We start from the raw sequence: 14,774 nt of genomic DNA, 5'->3' as shown, positions 1-14,774 counted from the left end.
TAGAGGTGAATGATGGGCATTTTTGGTAAATTAAGTTGGTTTTTTAAGAAAGAGAAAAAACGCTACATTACAGGGATAGCTCTCTTAGCACTGACTTCGCTTGCGAATTTAGTTCCGCCGCGGGTTCTTGGCTTAATGGCTGACCAATTGAACACGGGACACATATCGTGGGCTGAGTACGGTGCGTTAATCTTGGCGATTTTAGCGGCCGCAGTTTTGTTATATGTATTGCGCTTTTTTTGGCGTAAGCAAATATGGGGCGGCGCCGCAGAATTAGAGCGGCAGCTGCGTTCGAAATTGTTTAGTCATTTTATGGTGATGGACCGCACCTTTTACCAGCGGCACCGGACTGGAGATTTGATGGCACACGCAACTAACGACGTTTCGGCCATTCAACAAGTTGCTGGAGAGGGGGTTTTGACCCTAGTTGATTCGCTTGCAATGGGCGTATCAACAATGGTGGCAATGATTGCTTTCGTCAATTGGCGCCTGACCTTGGTTGCACTTTTGCCGCTGCCGTTTTTGGCGTGGGGAGCCTGGAAGTTAGGCACACACCTGCATGATTCGTTTGATAAGTCGCAGGCAGCCTTTTCACGGCTGAACAATAAGACGCAAGAATCGGTTTCAGGAATTAAGGTAATTAAGACTTTTGGCCAGGGTAAAGAAGATACTGCCGCCTTTGACCAAATGGTTGACGACACAATTAAAATCAACAAAAGAGTATTCGTGTGGGATGCACTTTTTGATCCCTTAGGTACCATTATTATTGGTCTGACATATACAATAACAATTATTTATGGCGGCATATTGGTAACCAGTCATGTGTTAACAATTGGGCAGCTTGTTTCGTTTATTGCCTATATCGGCAACATGGTTTGGCCGATGTTTGCTATTGGTTATCTGTTTAACATTCTTGAACGGGGCAGTGCCAGCTATGACCGGGTGGAAAAACTGCTGGATGAAAAACCGCAAATCACTGACAGTCATGCTGATGAAAGCTTGACCGCTGATGATATTCGCGGGGACTTGGATTATCAGGTTAAGTCGTTTGCCTATCCCGATGAACAGGACATTATCGTTTTAAAGGATATTTCCTTTACTTTGAAAAGCGGGCAAACCCTCGGCCTGGTAGGAAAAGTTGGGTCCGGTAAAACCACAATTATTCAGCTGCTGCTGCGGGAATTTGACCAGTATGATGGTCAGATCACCTTGAATGGTCATGATATTCGTGAAATTCCGCTGAATGTTTTATTGCAGCAGATTTCTTACGTGCCGCAGGATAATTATTTATTTTCGACATCAATTCAGAAAAATATTGCCTTTTCTAAGGCGGATGCCGCGGAAACGCAAATTATTTCTGCTGCTAAAAAGAGCGACCTTCACAATGATATTTTACAGATGCCGGCTGGCTACCGGACTTTGGTTGGCGAAAATGGGGTGTCGCTGTCTGGGGGACAAAAACAGCGGATGTCGATAGCCCGTGCGCTGTTAAAGCAAAGTCAAATTTTAATTTTGGATGATGCCCTATCTGCGGTTGATGCCAGGACCGAAATGGCAATTTTGAAATCGCTGCGTGCAGAGCGTCAAGGTAAAACAACACTGATTGCTACGCACCGATTGACGTCCGTAATGAATGCGGATTTGATTTTGGTACTAAAAGATGGCCGGATTGTTGAGCGCGGCAACCATGAGGATTTGCTGGCTGATAATGGTTGGTATGCCGAGATGTGGCGCAGACAGGAACTAGAAGAGAAAGTGGGTGAACACACTAATGGATAATGAAAGCAGCAATGAATCTATCTGGTCGAAGGAAATACCGGTTAAGGAACAACTGAACATTTTTAAACGCTTGTTGCATTTTGTTTGGCGTTTTAAGAATGAAATGATTATTGCGGGCGTTGGTGCGCTAATTGTCAGCATCATTAATATGCTACTGCCGTTTGGCCTGCAGTATTTTTTAGATAAATACTTGGTTAAGCAAAGTGTGCCTGTGCAGATCATTATTTTTGCTGGTTGTTTATATGCTTTTGGGGCGTTAGTCAAAGGCATTTTACAGTTTACCTATGAGTATTTTTTCGCATTGGGTTCGGAAAAGTCGCTTGAGAGTGTCCGAAAAGCACTTTACAAAAAACTTCATACTTTAGGGATGCGCTACTTTGACCAGACACCTGCCGGTTCAATTGTTTCGCGGGTAACCAACGACACGATGACGCTGAGTAATTTCTTGGCAGTTTTGTCCAGTGTTGTGATGTCATTTTTCTCCATTGCTTCGGCGCTGACAGCGATGTTTTCCACGAATGTCGTTGCAGGTTTTCTGGTTTTAGCGTTTTTGCCACTTCTGTTGTTTATTATTTGGCAGTATTCCAAGCGCAGTTCGCGGTTGTACCGTAGTTACCGTGAGCGCCTGAGCCGGATTAATACCAACTTAAATGAATCAATTGAAGGAATTTCTTTGATTCAGCAATTTAAACAGGAAAAGCGGATGACTGGTATCTTTGAAAATGAAAATCGGGCCTTGATGGAGAACCGTTTTAGCATGATCAACCTTAATTCGACTTTGCTGTCACCATTAACGAGTTTGCTATACTCCTTAGCACTAGCGATTTCTTTGATGTATTTTGGATTTCCGCTGCGGGCAACTTTCGTTCCCGCAGGTGTCGTTTATGCTTTTTCACAGTATATCTCACAGTTTTTTAATCCAATCTCATCGATGATGGATCAGATGACGCTGTTTCAGGACGGGATTGTTGCTGGTAAAAGAATTTTTCGGATTTTGGACAATGAAAATTATGAGCCCAAGCAGGAAGAACAAGCTGGCTTGACGATTGCCAAGGGAAAAATTGAATTTAAACATGTCAGTTTTTCCTATGATGGCAAAAATGAGATTCTGCATGATATTTCTTTTACCGTTAATCCAGGCGAAACGCTGGGGATTGTCGGCCATACCGGCTCGGGCAAAAGTTCAATTATTAATGTCATGATGCGTTTTTATGAATTTTATCAGGGCGAAATTTTAATTGATGGTGTTGATATCAAAAAATATCCCAAAGAAGAATTACGCCATAAATTAGGCCTAGTTCTGCAGGATCCCTTTATGTTTTATGGCGATATTAGTTCTAATATCCGGTTATACAATAATGACATTACCGATGAGCAAATTAAGAGGGCTGCAGAAACTGTCCAAGCTGATAGTTTTATTGAAAAAATGCCCGGGAAGTATCACGCTAAGGTTGGCGAAGGAGGCAGTGAACTAAGTCAAGGTCAGCGACAGCTGATTTCGTTTGCCCGGACGATTGTTACTGATCCCAAAATTTTGGTTTTAGATGAGGCGACGGCCAACGTGGATACGGAAACTGAAACTCTAATTCAGCAGGGCCTAAAGAATTTACGTAAGGGACGAACGACTTTAGCAATTGCGCACCGGCTTTCAACAATTGTTGATGCGGATAACATTATTGTCCTTGACAACGGTCGTATAATTGAACAGGGCAACCACGAACAGCTGTTGGCACAAAAAGGTTATTATTACAATCTTTATATGCTGCAGAATACCCATAAATAAAGAAAGAAGAGCAGAACTATCAAGAACTGTTCTTTTTATTTTGCTATAAAAAATAACCTAGTTATGTTGACGGCGATTACATAATAGGCTAAATTAAATTACATAGTAAGTAAAAAAGGAGAGACATTTTATGGAGTATCATAAACTCAATCAAGAGGATTTAACCAATCTACGTTCTTTTATTTCTGAACCGGAGCGGTTTATTTCGCAGCCGATTGAACACTGGGATCATGACCAGTTTAAGACAGTGCGGGCAATGCCGGATTTAGTCATCCAGCCGGTTACAAATGAGGAAGTAGAGAAAGTTGTTAAATATGCTAATGATCATAAAATTCCACTGGTACCGCGGGGAAACTCTACGGGCTTAATGGGTGCCAACCTGACAGTTGAAGGAGGGATTTCCCTTGATATGGTCAAAATGAACAAGCTTTTGGAATATGATCCGGATAGTTTAACGATGACCGTACAGGCTGGGATGCGCTTAAAAGACATTGAAGAATATTTGGCCGACAAACCGTTTACTTATATGCCGGCACCGGCGATGCACTGGGCAACAATCGGTGGTAACGCTTCAACCAATGCTGGCGGCCTGAAGGCAATCAAGTACGGTGTAACAAGGGAACATATTCGTGAGCTAAAGGTTGTTTTAACTGACGGCAAACTTTATAAATTCGGCAGTAAGGCGGTCAAGTCTTCTTCTGGCTATTCTTTGCGCGATTTAATCGTTGGTTCCGAAGGAACGCTGGGAGTGATCACCGAAATTACGGTTCGCTTGTATCCACGGCCTAAGAAAGCTATTAACGCCATTATTCCTTATCCAACTCTTAACGATGCAATTAAGTCGGTACCGGCAATTTTGGCTTCCGGTGTTGTACCGACAACGGTTGAGTTTATGGGCCGCAAGGTGATTAATTTATGGGAAAAATATGCTGCTGATACTTTTCCAATCAAGTCGGGCGATGGTTTTATTATTTTGGGTCTTGATGCATTTACTGATGAAGAATTGCAGGAAGAATTGAAACAAGCACTGGCTGCGGTTAAACCATTTAAAGCAGAAAAGGCAGTTGTACTTGGAGTCGATGATCCCGAAGCAAAGAAAATTTGGGCTTGCCGGGAAGCACTGCTGCTGGCAATTCAAAAGTCAACACCAAAGATGGATGAGGTTGATGTCTGTGTGCCAATTAACCACATCCCAGTTGTCTTGGACCGAATTGAAGAATTGGAGCAGGAAGTTGGAATGCGGATTCCTAACTTTGGTCATGCGGGTGACGGCAACTTGCATATTTACCTCTGTTCTGACCAAATGGGTGACGAAGAATATGCCCAAAAGAGTGATCAGGTAATCAATGAGTTATACAAAACTGCTAAATCACTTGACGGCAATATGTCAGGTGAGCACGGTATAGGCTATGCCCGTGCTGATAAGTTTGAGGACTTTTACAGTAAAGATTATACTGAGCTTTTACGTAAGGTTAAAGCCCTGTTTGATCCAAACCATATCTTGAATCCAGGGAAGATTTTTACTTTGAAATAAAGAGTGTTGGTAAAATAAATAAGACACGGATTTTATAAATGGTCCGTGTCTTTTGTTGTAGTGTGAGGTAGGAAAAATGACAGAAAAATTTCATCGTGCTTTTGGCGTCTATGGGATCTTGACTACTCAAAAAGGTTTGGTCGTCATTAAGAAACATGGCGGCCCGTATACTAATCGTTTCGATTTGCCCGGTGGCAGCCTTGAAGATGGTGAAGAATTGGCTAAAGCAATTGTAAGAGAATTTAAAGAGGAAACGGGGTTGACAGCAACTTCTCTAACGCAGCTGGGAACGACTTCTTTTCGTTATCCGTGGGACTACAAACAGTGGCACTTCAATCAGCATATAGCTGTCTTTTATTTGGTAACAAAAACTTTAGGAACAATTGAGGAAACAGCAAGGCAATTCTCAGGTCAAGATTCCTTGGGAGCAGTTGAACTCTCACTAGCTGATTTAAATCTTTCTAATTCCTCTCCGTTAGTGTTAAAAGCTAAAGAATATCTTTTGACACAAAAGTTTTCTCTGCAGGACCAAACTTACCAAGAATGGAATGTCCTGCAAAAACCGATGTTTTAAACAAAAAAAGTGCGGCCAACCGCACTTTTTTACTTAGCAAGCATATATTTTCTTGTCATTGGCAGATCAGTTCCCGATGGGCCTTTAGTGATTAGGTATTGCACAACATCAATATTGCCTGATTCAAATGAGGCAGCACAAGCCTGTAAATAAAGGTCCCACATTCGGGTGAAGCGTTCGCCCATCATCTGCTGAATTTTATCTCGTTCATGGTTAAAGTTTTTATCCCAAATCTCCAATGTTCGCTGGTAATGCCGCCTTAACATTTCAAGGTCATCTACTTGCAAATTGTTGGCAATGATATGGTTGATATTTTCTTCAAGACCGGGAATGTAGCCGCCCGGGAAAATATACTTATTGAGCCAGGCATTGCTGGCACCGCCTTGCTGTCTGGTAATACCGTGAATTAATGCGGTACCGTCTTTTTTAAGGTATTTGGCAACATCGGCAAAATATTGTCCCAGGTTCTCCTTGCCGACGTGCTCAAACATGCCCACGGAAGTCACGTAATCCCACTGTTTATCACCTAATTCGCGGTAATCTTCTAATTTAACTTCCGCCACATCCTGCAGGTTTTGGTCAAAAATCTTTTTTTGGACTAACTTATATTGCTCTTCACTCAAGGTAACCCCCGTGACCTTGAGGCCATACTCTTTGGCTGCCGTTAGCATCAAGGTGCCCCAACCGCAGCCGATGTCAAGCAGGGTCTTGCCTTTTTGCGGATGCAGCTTATTGAGAATATGGTGAATTTTCGCAATCTGGGCTTGTTCAAGGTCATCGGGATTATCATCCGTAAAGTAGGCACAAGAATAAGTTAAGGTTGGGTCTAGCCATAACTTGTAAAAGTCGTTGCCGATATCATAATGGCTCTGCACGTCTTTTTCACTCTGCTCTTCGGTATGCTTTTGTGCTGGTAAAAATTTGCGGAATTTGCCTGCGCGCAAGAAACTGTCTGTACTTTCGTAAGCTCCCCAAATCAATTTTTGAATGCTGCCCTTGATTTCAATTTTCTTGTCCATGTAAGCCTCGCCTAGTGCCAGTGAAGCATTCTGGGTAATGCTGGAAATTGGAATTTTATCATTAAAAATTATTTCGATGTCCGGCTTACCGTTACCGTAAATCACGCTTTTACCGTCCCAGTATGTTACTTTTACGGGAAAAGGAAAAGATTTACTGAGCATTGATTTGTAAAATGTTTTTTCTAACAATTAATTTCCCTCCAAACTAATAAAGCTATTAAATTATTTTAACACCACTTGCGCATTTTAATAAAAAAATGGGTTAAGAAAAAACCGAACCAAATAGTCGGTTCGAGTTTATTCAGCAACGTAATGAAAGTTGGGATTATGTTCATAGTCAATTTTCGCCCAGGCATTTTTCATTTGCTGGTCGATTTTGGCCTCAGTTTCGTGGTTTAACTTTAATTTGTGGTCAACATAAATAGGATCGCCAAAGCAAACATCCATTACCTGCCGTTTTAATAATCCCTTAAAGGTGAGGGGCCCCTGGTAAACAACCGGGACGATGGGTTTGCCAGAAAGTTTGGCAATCAGGGCAGTTCCGCCTTTTAAATCGTCGGAATGTCTGGTTCCTGATGGGAAAATAATTAGTGACAATTTTCCCTGCTTCAACCCCTTTACCGGAATTTTTAACACGGAAGGGCCGGGATGCTTACGGTCAACTTCGAAAGCATGAGCGTGCTTTAAGATAAAACGTAAAATTGGGTTCTTAAACAGCTCAATTTTGGCCATAAACATAAATTCCGTTGGACTGGCGGCCAGGGCAAAAAGGATCGGTTCCCACCATGTCCGGTGCGGAGCTGCCATAATATAATTGCCCTTGGGCAGGCGCTCCTTGTGGTAAACATGCAGATGCCCGTTAAGCAGCCAGATGACAAAGCGCGCCACCGGCCTGATAAAGTGATAAAACATAATTGCCTCCTTTATTGTAAAATATTATAGCAAAGCTGAGTGAGAGGATAAAATTTTTATGGTAAAACTTGCGGAAAATGAACGCGTTGATTACATGTATAGCGATAATTTGAAAATAATTCAGGATAAAGATGCCTTTAGTTTTTCGCTTGATACATTGCTGTTAGCTGCTCAGGCAAAGGCGAAAATACACGAGCATGACAAGGTGGCAGATCTTTGCGCTGGTAATGCGGCTGCCAGTATTTACATGGCTTATTTTAATAATGCCAAATATGATGCCGTGGAAATTCAGGAAGAAGTGGCCTCACAGGCGCGACGTTCGGTTGCTTTGAATCAGATGGAGAACCGGATTACGATTTATCAAAAAAACGTTAAGGATGCGGGGCAATTTTTACAAAAGGATTCTTATGATGAGGTTGTGGTCAACCCGCCATATTTTAAAGTGCCTCAGGGACACGAAGTAAACCCTGACCGTAAAAAAGCAATTGCTAGGCATGAGTTGCTGATTAACCTAGAAAAAATTATTGAAGTAGCCAGCGGCTTGTTAAAGATGAAGGGCAAGCTGTTCATGGTCCACCGCCCGGAGCGGTTGGGTGAAATTGCCTATTATTGCCTTAAGCATGACTTGAGTATCAAAATGGTTCAGCCATACGTTTCGCACCGCGGTGATGACAGCAATCTGATTATTATTGAGGCGGTTAAACACACGGCGGGGGACGGCTTGGTTTTGCGTGATGCGATTGTTGTCCATGACGCAGATGGTGAATATCTGCCAGCAATTCAAGAAGTTATCCGTGAAAGCCCAAAAGCTAAAAAGATACATGATGAGGGTGCAAAATATTATTTTTATGTCCTTTTGTGTCAAGACGGCAGCTTTTATGGTGGGTTTACGACAGATCTTAAACACCGGTTAAAGATGCACAACAGCGGTAAGGGTGCAAAATATACTAAAACCAGGCGGCCGGTTAAAATGATTTACCACGAGGAGTTCACAAACAAGAATTTGGCCTTGAAACGTGAATACTGGTTCAAACACCATTCACGCGAATGGAAAGAAGATTTTTTAAAAGCACAGGGGATTAGTTTTTAACCTTGCATCTTACGCTTAAATCTAGTATTATTTTTAGGTATGCATAAGTAGCATATATGTAAAACACATCAAGGGCGATCAATGTTATGGTGCCAATATAAGGTCGAACATTGAAATGACCGCTTGAGCGGATTAAAACCATAGGAGGATTTAATATGTCAGTTGTTACAATGAAGCAATTGCTTGAAGCCGGTGTCCATTTTGGTCACCAAACTAGAAGATGGGACCCAAAGATGGCTCCTTACATTTTTACGCAAAGAAACGGAATTTACATTATTGATCTGCAAAAGACAATTAAAATGTTGGATGACGCTTACGCTTTTGTTAGAGCCGTTGCACAAGATGGTGGAGTTATCTTATTTGTTGGTACCAAGAAACAAGCTCAAGACTCAATTGCTGAAGAAGCAACTCGTGCTGGTCAATACTACGTTAACCAACGCTGGTTAGGTGGTACTTTGACTAACTGGAAGACAATCCAAAGCCGAGTACAAAGATTAAAAGATTTAAAGAAGATGGCAGAAGACGGTACTTTCGATGTATTGCCTAAGAAGGAAGCCTCACTTTTGACTAAAGAAAAGGACAAGCTGGAAAAGTTCTTAGGCGGTATTGAAGATATGCCAAGAATTCCTGATGTCTTGTTTGTTGTTGACCCTAAGAAAGAAAAGATTGCGGTTCACGAAGCAAATATTCTGGGAATCCCGGTTGTAGCCATGGTTGATACCAACACTGACCCAGACCCAGTTGACGTTGTTATCCCGGCAAATGATGATGCTATTCGTGCTATCCGCCTGATTGCTGGTGCGATGGCTGATGCTGTAATCGAAGGCAAACAAGGTCAAGACGACAAGGAAAGCGTTGAAGTTGAAATGTCAGATGGCACTGTAGAAGATATTGAAGACGTTTCTGCTGCAGCTGACGATCAAGAAAAAGAAGCTGACGAAGACTAGTTTTTACTATTGTTCTAATGGAGGGACACATTAATGGTACAAATTACTGCTAAGCAAGTTAAAGAGTTACGTGATCGTACTGGTGCTGGCATGATGGATTCCAAAAAAGCTTTGGTTAAGGCTGAAGGAAACATCGAAAAAGCAATTGATATTTTGCGTGAGAACGGTGTGGCTAAGGCTGCTAAGAAGAGCGGCCGGATTGCTGCCGAAGGTTTAGCTGAATATGCAATTGACGGTAATGCCGCTGCGATTGTTGAAATCAATTCAGAAACGGACTTTGTTTCATCAAACGACAAGTTTATCAAATTAGTTGACGATGTGACTAAAGCAATTCTTGCTGCTAAGCCGGCAAATGTTGAAGAAGCATTGAAGGCACCAATGGGCACTTCAACCATTGGCGAGGAGATCACCAACTTAACTGCCGTTATCGGTGAAAAAATCACTTTAAGAAGATTTAATATTATTACCAAGTCTGACGATGAAGTCTTTGGTGCATACAAGCATAACGGCGGTGCTATTATTGCCTTGGTTACCTTAAAGGGCGGCAATGAAGAAGCAGCCAAGAATATTGCGATGCATGTTGCTGCAATTAATCCGGAATACTTAAATAAAGATTCTGTACCGAAGGCTGATTTTGACAGGCAAAAGGAAGTCTTCACTAAGGAAACTGAAAATGAAGGCAAGCCAGCAAAGATTATTCCGAAGATCGTTGAAGGTCGGGTAAACAAATACTTAAGTGAAATTTGTTTGGTTGACCAACCTTACGTTAAGGATTCTGACATGTCTGTCGCCGAATACGCTAAGTCAGAAGGCGGCGAAGTTGTTGCTTATACCCGCTATGAGGTTGGTGAAGGTATTGAAAAGAAGCAGGAAGATTTTGCTGCTGAAGTGAAAGAACAAATGAAATAATTTGCTGAAGCAAAAAAGAGGAGTGCATTCTCCTCTTTTTTATTGTCTTCTTAATAATTAACTGGCGGACACCAAGTCTGTTATATGTTAGAATAATTAGAGCAATTAGTAGGAGGTCGCAATGACTCAGGTTAAATATAAACGCATTATTTTAAAAATATCGGGTGAGGCACTGGCCGGTGACAATGGCAGTGGCATTAACCCCACGGTGATCGGTCATTTGGCGGAAGAAATTAAATCGGTGCACGAGTTGGGCGTGCAGATTGGTATTGTCTGCGGCGGCGGCAACATGTGGCGCGGTGAAACAGGCGAAAAGCTGGGTATGGAACGCTCGCAGGCTGACTATATGGGAATGCTTGCTACCATTATGAACGGTCTTGCACTGCAAGATGGGCTTGAGCATGTCGGTGTGCCGACAAGATTGCAGACGTCAATTGAAATGCGGCAGATTGCCGAGCCTTATATCAGAAGAAAGGCAATTCGTCACCTGGAAAAGGGCCGTGTAGTCATCATGGGCGGCGGCACGGGCAATCCGTATTTTTCAACGGATACGACTGCTGCTTTACGGGCAGCGGAGATCGGTGCAGACGTAATTTTGATGGCTAAAAATGGCGTTGATGGCGTTTATACCGCCGATCCGAAGATTGATCCGCACGCAAAGAAGTATACCGAATTGACCCAGCTTGACATCATTGCCAAGAACCTAAAGGTGATGGACCGAACGGCTAGTTCTTTGTCGATGGACACAAATATTCCGCTGATTGTTTTTAATGTCAACACTGAAGGCAATATTAAAAAAGTAGTAATGGGCGAAAATATTGGAACAGTTATTGAAGGAGGGAAATAATGGATAACGAGACAATAAAAAATACCAAGACAAATATGGAAAAATCGATTGAAGTTTACCAAAAAAATCTGGGTTCAATCCGTGCTGGTGTAGCAAATGCTGCAATTCTTGAAGGAGTTAAGGTGGACTATTACGGTGCACCGACGCCGCTGACGCAAATGTCGAGTGTGACAATTCCCGAACCACGGGTCCTGCTGATTACACCGTATGACCAAAATAGTCTTGATGAAATTGAGCATGCTCTTTTGGCATCTAATCTGGGACTAACCCCGGCAAATGACGGCAAGGTAATCAGATTGGTAATTCCGCAATTAACTGGGGAAAGAAGACAGGAGATTGCTAAGGAAGTTAACAAGTCAGCCGAAGAAGCCAAAATTGCTGTCAGAAATGTTCGCCGGGATGCAATGAACAGTCTCAAAAAGCAAGAAAAAGATGACGAAATTACGGAAGACGAGCAGCGCAATTTAGAAAAACAGGTCCAAAAAGCCACTGATAATGCAACGAAAAAAATCGATGAGCTTGCCGACACTAAGCGCAAAGAGATCACACAAGGCTAATTTATGGGAAAAAACCAATTAAATCATTTAGCGATTATCATGGACGGCAATGGGCGCTGGGCAAAAGCGCGCAAGCAGCCCCGTGTCGCCGGTCATTATGCCGGAATGAATAATGTTGAAACGATTGCGCTGGCTGCCGATAAACTTGGCGTAAAAGTATTGAGCCTTTATGCTTTTTCAACGGAAAATTGGGCACGCCCCAAAGAAGAAGTGGCATATTTAATGAATCTACCGGTACGTTTTTTTGACAAATTTATGCCAAGTTTAATGAAAAATAATGTTAAAGTAAACATTATGGGTTATTTAAATGATCTGCCCAAGAAAACCTATGATGTGGTTCAGCGGGCCATGCGGGAGACCGCAGATAATACCGGTTTGGTGCTGAATTTTGCATTTAACTATGGTGCGCGCAAGGAAATCACGTCGGCCATGAAAGAACTTGGCGGGATGATTGAAAGCGGCAGCATAACGAGCCAGGAAATCACTGAAGAAATGATTTCTGACCGCTTGATGACGGCTAATTTTGGGCAATACCGTGATCCCGATCTGTTGATTCGGACATCGGGTGAACAGCGGCTGTCGAATTTTCTTCTTTGGCAACTGGCTTATTCCGAGCTGGCATTTAGTGAAAAATATTGGCCGGATTTCAATGAAAAAGATTTGCAAGGCTTTGTAGGAAATTTTGCTAAGCGACACCGGCGGTTTGGCAAAGTTGATGAATCAGATAGTTAGGTAATGGTATGAAACAACGTGTTATTACGGCAGTGGTTGCCTTAATTTTATTTATTCCGATTGTAATTGCAGGCGGACTCTGGATGGACTGGCTGACAGTAGCTTTTGCTGCTGTGGGTATCAGTGAAATCTTTTTGATGAAAAAACAAATCTTGGTTTCATTAAATTTTGTTTTAGCATTGCTTGCAACGATTACGTGGGCGGTTCCCGATAGTTTCTTCAAGGGGATGCCATGGCACTGGACCAAGTTTGGTGTTTATTTTGCATTAATCATGCTAATGCTGACTTGGACGGTTTTGTCTAAAAATAAAACGACCTTTGACGATGTTGGTGTTTATACCTTGGGTTCACTTTATATTGGCACCGGTTTTCACTACATGGCCGCCATTAGAAATGGCGCTAATGGCTTGGCCCTTCTTTGCTACGTGTTTGTAGTTGTGTGGCTGACCGATACCGGTGCTTACATGATTGGTCGTAAGATCGGCAAACATAAGCTGTGGCCGGTAATTAGTCCCAACAAAACCTGGGAAGGTTCAATTGGTGGAACGGTGTTAGCGGTGATTTGTGCGGCGGTCTATGTTTACTTTGTCAAAGTTGGCTATCCTCAAGTCCAAATGATTATCGCTGCCTTTTTCCTGTCAATTGTTGGTCAAATGGGCGATTTAGTTGAGTCTGCTTATAAACGCTTTTATAATGTCAAGGATTCCGGCAAAATTTTGCCGGGACACGGCGGTATTTTAGATCGTTTTGACAGCATGTTGTTTGTATTGCCGGTTGTTGCGGCATTACTGGGAATAATACACTAGGAGAAGTTTAGTGAAGGGAATCCTAATCTTTTTAGTTGTCTTTGGTATACTGGTTTTTGTCCATGAATTTGGGCATTTTATTGTGGCAAAAAAATCGGGAATCCTTGTTCGCGAATTTTCCATTGGTATGGGGCCTAAGCTGTTACAAATTAGGCGCAATCCGACTACTTATACAATTCGCTGGCTGCCATTAGGCGGCTATGTTCGTTTGGCAAGCGGTGACGAAGAAAGTCAAATCGATCCGGGAACGACAGTGATTCTGCAGCTAAACCAGCAAAATGAAGTTGTCCGAATTGATGCGTCAGAATCCGAAATGCCGATTGAAGGCATTCCTGTTCAAGTCATTGCTGCTGATTTGGTCGATTCATTAACGATTACCGGCTACGAAAATGGTGATGAAACTAAGAAAATTACGTATCGGGTTAATCATGATGCAACAATTATCGGTAAAGATAAGACAGAATTAATTATTGCGCCGCGGGACACACAGTTTCAAAATGCCAATATTTGGCAGAAATTGGCAACCAATCTTGCAGGTCCGCTGATGAATATTATTTTAGGCTTTGTCGTGTTCTTGCTGTGGACCTATACTGTTCCGGGTCCGGCGACGACAACCATTGCCAAGGTAGAGCCCGGTTCGCCGGCACAAACAGCCCAGATTAAACCGGGCGACCGGCTGGTTGCAATAAATGGGCACAAGACAGACAGCTTTCTTGCTGTGTCAACGCAAATTGATCAAAGTAAGGGTAAAATTCTGAAAATCAAGGTTGAACAAGACAAACAACAGCGAACGCTTAGTGTTAAGCCTCAGGCAAAGATGGCCGGTGAAGAGATTGTCTACCAAATTGGAATTCAGGCGAAAACCGATGAAAGTGTTGCCGGTAAGTTTAAGCGCGGCTGGGATACTGCCGTTTCAACCACTGGAATGATTTTTTCTGCTGTTGGCGGTTTATTTAGGCACTTTAGCCTGAATAAGCTGTCTGGACCGGTTGGAATTTATTCGGAAACTTCGCAGGTGTCACAGATGGGCTTTTCCTATATCCTAGCCTTTTTAGCGATGATCTCGATTAATTTGGGAATTGTCAATCTAATTCCGATCCCGGGATTAGACGGTGGAAAGCTGCTGCTCAACTTGATCCAGTTAGTCAGAGGAAAGCCAATTTCACAAAATCATGAAGCCATTGTTGAACTGGTTGGCTTCGGTCTGTTGTTGATTTTAATTATTGCTGTAACCGGTAATGATATTTACCGCTACTTTATTAAATAAATTTTATGTTCGTGGGAG

General features: G+C 42.5%; 14 protein-coding genes. 12 read left to right on the top strand and 2 right to left on the bottom strand.

The genetic code is table 11. The annotated features are described in order from the left end of the window. Positions 1-12: 12 nt before the first annotated feature. The 4 genes from PT285_RS06720 (at position 13) to PT285_RS06705 (ending at position 5,670) form a co-directional block, all read left to right on the top strand. Complete coding sequence (locus tag PT285_RS06720; RefSeq protein WP_277150645.1) at positions 13-1,779, top strand: ABC transporter ATP-binding protein; 1,767 nt, start codon at positions 13-15, stop codon at positions 1,777-1,779. Beyond that, entirely contained in the window at positions 1,772-3,562 is a 1,791-nt protein-coding gene (locus PT285_RS06715) for an ABC transporter ATP-binding protein (protein ID WP_277148958.1), read from the top strand. The genes PT285_RS06720 and PT285_RS06715 overlap by 8 nt, the downstream gene beginning before the upstream one ends. Positions 3,563-3,692: 130 nt before the next feature. Next, on the top strand, positions 3,693-5,096 hold the full coding sequence (locus PT285_RS06710; RefSeq protein WP_277148956.1) for an FAD-binding oxidoreductase: 1,404 nt from the start codon (positions 3,693-3,695) through the stop codon (positions 5,094-5,096). Between the two features lie 76 nt (positions 5,097-5,172). Beyond that, on the top strand, positions 5,173-5,670 hold the full coding sequence (locus tag PT285_RS06705) for an NUDIX hydrolase (RefSeq protein ID WP_277148954.1): 498 nt from the start codon (positions 5,173-5,175) through the stop codon (positions 5,668-5,670). A gap of 29 nt (positions 5,671-5,699) precedes the next feature. On the opposite strand, the gene PT285_RS06700 is transcribed toward PT285_RS06705, so the two are convergent. Both PT285_RS06700 and PT285_RS06695 read right to left on the bottom strand, forming a co-directional pair. Next, on the bottom strand, positions 5,700-6,878 hold the full coding sequence (locus PT285_RS06700) for a cyclopropane-fatty-acyl-phospholipid synthase family protein (RefSeq protein ID WP_277148952.1): 1,179 nt from the start codon (positions 6,876-6,878) through the stop codon (positions 5,700-5,702). Positions 6,879-6,986: 108 nt separating this feature from the next. Beyond that, complete coding sequence (locus tag PT285_RS06695) at positions 6,987-7,601, bottom strand: 1-acyl-sn-glycerol-3-phosphate acyltransferase (protein WP_277148950.1); 615 nt, start codon at positions 7,599-7,601, stop codon at positions 6,987-6,989. A 58-nt stretch (positions 7,602-7,659) separates the two neighbouring features. Here PT285_RS06695 and PT285_RS06690 point away from each other — a divergent pair, with 58 nt between their 5' ends. From PT285_RS06690 to rseP, 8 genes are all read left to right on the top strand, one after another. After that, the gene (locus tag PT285_RS06690; protein ID WP_277148948.1) at positions 7,660-8,691 is read left to right on the top strand and encodes a GIY-YIG nuclease family protein; all 1,032 of its coding nucleotides are present in this window, start codon (positions 7,660-7,662) and stop codon (positions 8,689-8,691) included. A 155-nt stretch (positions 8,692-8,846) separates the two neighbouring features. Continuing rightward, complete coding sequence (gene rpsB, locus PT285_RS06685) at positions 8,847-9,638, top strand: 30S ribosomal protein S2 (RefSeq protein ID WP_277148946.1); 792 nt, start codon at positions 8,847-8,849, stop codon at positions 9,636-9,638. Positions 9,639-9,671: 33 nt separating this feature from the next. Beyond that, complete coding sequence (tsf, locus tag PT285_RS06680; RefSeq protein WP_277148944.1) at positions 9,672-10,547, top strand: translation elongation factor Ts; 876 nt, start codon at positions 9,672-9,674, stop codon at positions 10,545-10,547. A gap of 121 nt (positions 10,548-10,668) precedes the next feature. Continuing rightward, positions 10,669-11,394 carry a UMP kinase gene (gene pyrH / locus PT285_RS06675; protein ID WP_277148942.1) on the top strand — a complete coding sequence of 242 codons (726 nt, stop codon included), beginning with the start codon at positions 10,669-10,671 and terminating at the stop codon, positions 11,392-11,394. Continuing rightward, positions 11,394-11,951 carry a ribosome recycling factor gene (frr, locus tag PT285_RS06670; RefSeq protein ID WP_277148940.1) on the top strand — a complete coding sequence of 186 codons (558 nt, stop codon included), beginning with the start codon at positions 11,394-11,396 and terminating at the stop codon, positions 11,949-11,951. The genes pyrH and frr overlap by 1 nt, the downstream gene beginning before the upstream one ends. Before the next feature lie 3 nt (positions 11,952-11,954). Further along, complete coding sequence (locus PT285_RS06665; protein ID WP_277148939.1) at positions 11,955-12,683, top strand: isoprenyl transferase; 729 nt, start codon at positions 11,955-11,957, stop codon at positions 12,681-12,683. Positions 12,684-12,691: 8 nt separating this feature from the next. Next, positions 12,692-13,489, top strand: coding sequence for a phosphatidate cytidylyltransferase (locus tag PT285_RS06660; RefSeq protein ID WP_277148937.1), 798 nt, complete (start codon positions 12,692-12,694; stop codon positions 13,487-13,489). A gap of 10 nt (positions 13,490-13,499) precedes the next feature. Next, positions 13,500-14,756, top strand: a complete 1,257-nt coding sequence (gene rseP / locus PT285_RS06655; RefSeq protein ID WP_277148935.1) for an RIP metalloprotease RseP — start codon at positions 13,500-13,502, stop codon at positions 14,754-14,756. Positions 14,757-14,774: the final 18 nt, after the last annotated feature.

Origin of the sequence: Lactobacillus sp. ESL0791, from assembly GCF_029433255.1 — a bacterium.
GTDB lineage: Bacteria > Bacillota > Bacilli > Lactobacillales > Lactobacillaceae > Lactobacillus.
This window is presented reverse-complemented; position numbering and strand designations above follow the sequence as displayed.

Excerpts from the sequence above, each read along its gene's own strand:
- frr (WP_277148940.1), top strand. The coding sequence starts at position 11,394 with ATGGATAACGAGACAATAAAAAATACCAAGACAAATATGGAAAAATCG.
- tsf (WP_277148944.1), top strand. The coding sequence starts at position 9,672 with ATGGTACAAATTACTGCTAAGCAAGTTAAAGAGTTACGTGATCGTACT.
- PT285_RS06690 (WP_277148948.1), top strand. The coding sequence starts at position 7,660 with ATGGTAAAACTTGCGGAAAATGAACGCGTTGATTACATGTATAGCGAT.
- PT285_RS06715 (WP_277148958.1), top strand. The coding sequence starts at position 1,772 with ATGGATAATGAAAGCAGCAATGAATCTATCTGGTCGAAGGAAATACCG.
- PT285_RS06710 (WP_277148956.1), top strand. The coding sequence starts at position 3,693 with ATGGAGTATCATAAACTCAATCAAGAGGATTTAACCAATCTACGTTCT.
- PT285_RS06665 (WP_277148939.1), top strand. The coding sequence starts at position 11,955 with ATGGGAAAAAACCAATTAAATCATTTAGCGATTATCATGGACGGCAAT.
- PT285_RS06660 (WP_277148937.1), top strand. The coding sequence starts at position 12,692 with ATGAAACAACGTGTTATTACGGCAGTGGTTGCCTTAATTTTATTTATT.
- PT285_RS06720 (WP_277150645.1), top strand. The coding sequence starts at position 13 with ATGGGCATTTTTGGTAAATTAAGTTGGTTTTTTAAGAAAGAGAAAAAA.
- rpsB (WP_277148946.1), top strand. The coding sequence starts at position 8,847 with ATGTCAGTTGTTACAATGAAGCAATTGCTTGAAGCCGGTGTCCATTTT.
- PT285_RS06695 (WP_277148950.1), bottom strand. The coding sequence starts at position 7,601 with ATGTTTTATCACTTTATCAGGCCGGTGGCGCGCTTTGTCATCTGGCTG.
- PT285_RS06705 (WP_277148954.1), top strand. The coding sequence starts at position 5,173 with ATGACAGAAAAATTTCATCGTGCTTTTGGCGTCTATGGGATCTTGACT.
- pyrH (WP_277148942.1), top strand. The coding sequence starts at position 10,669 with ATGACTCAGGTTAAATATAAACGCATTATTTTAAAAATATCGGGTGAG.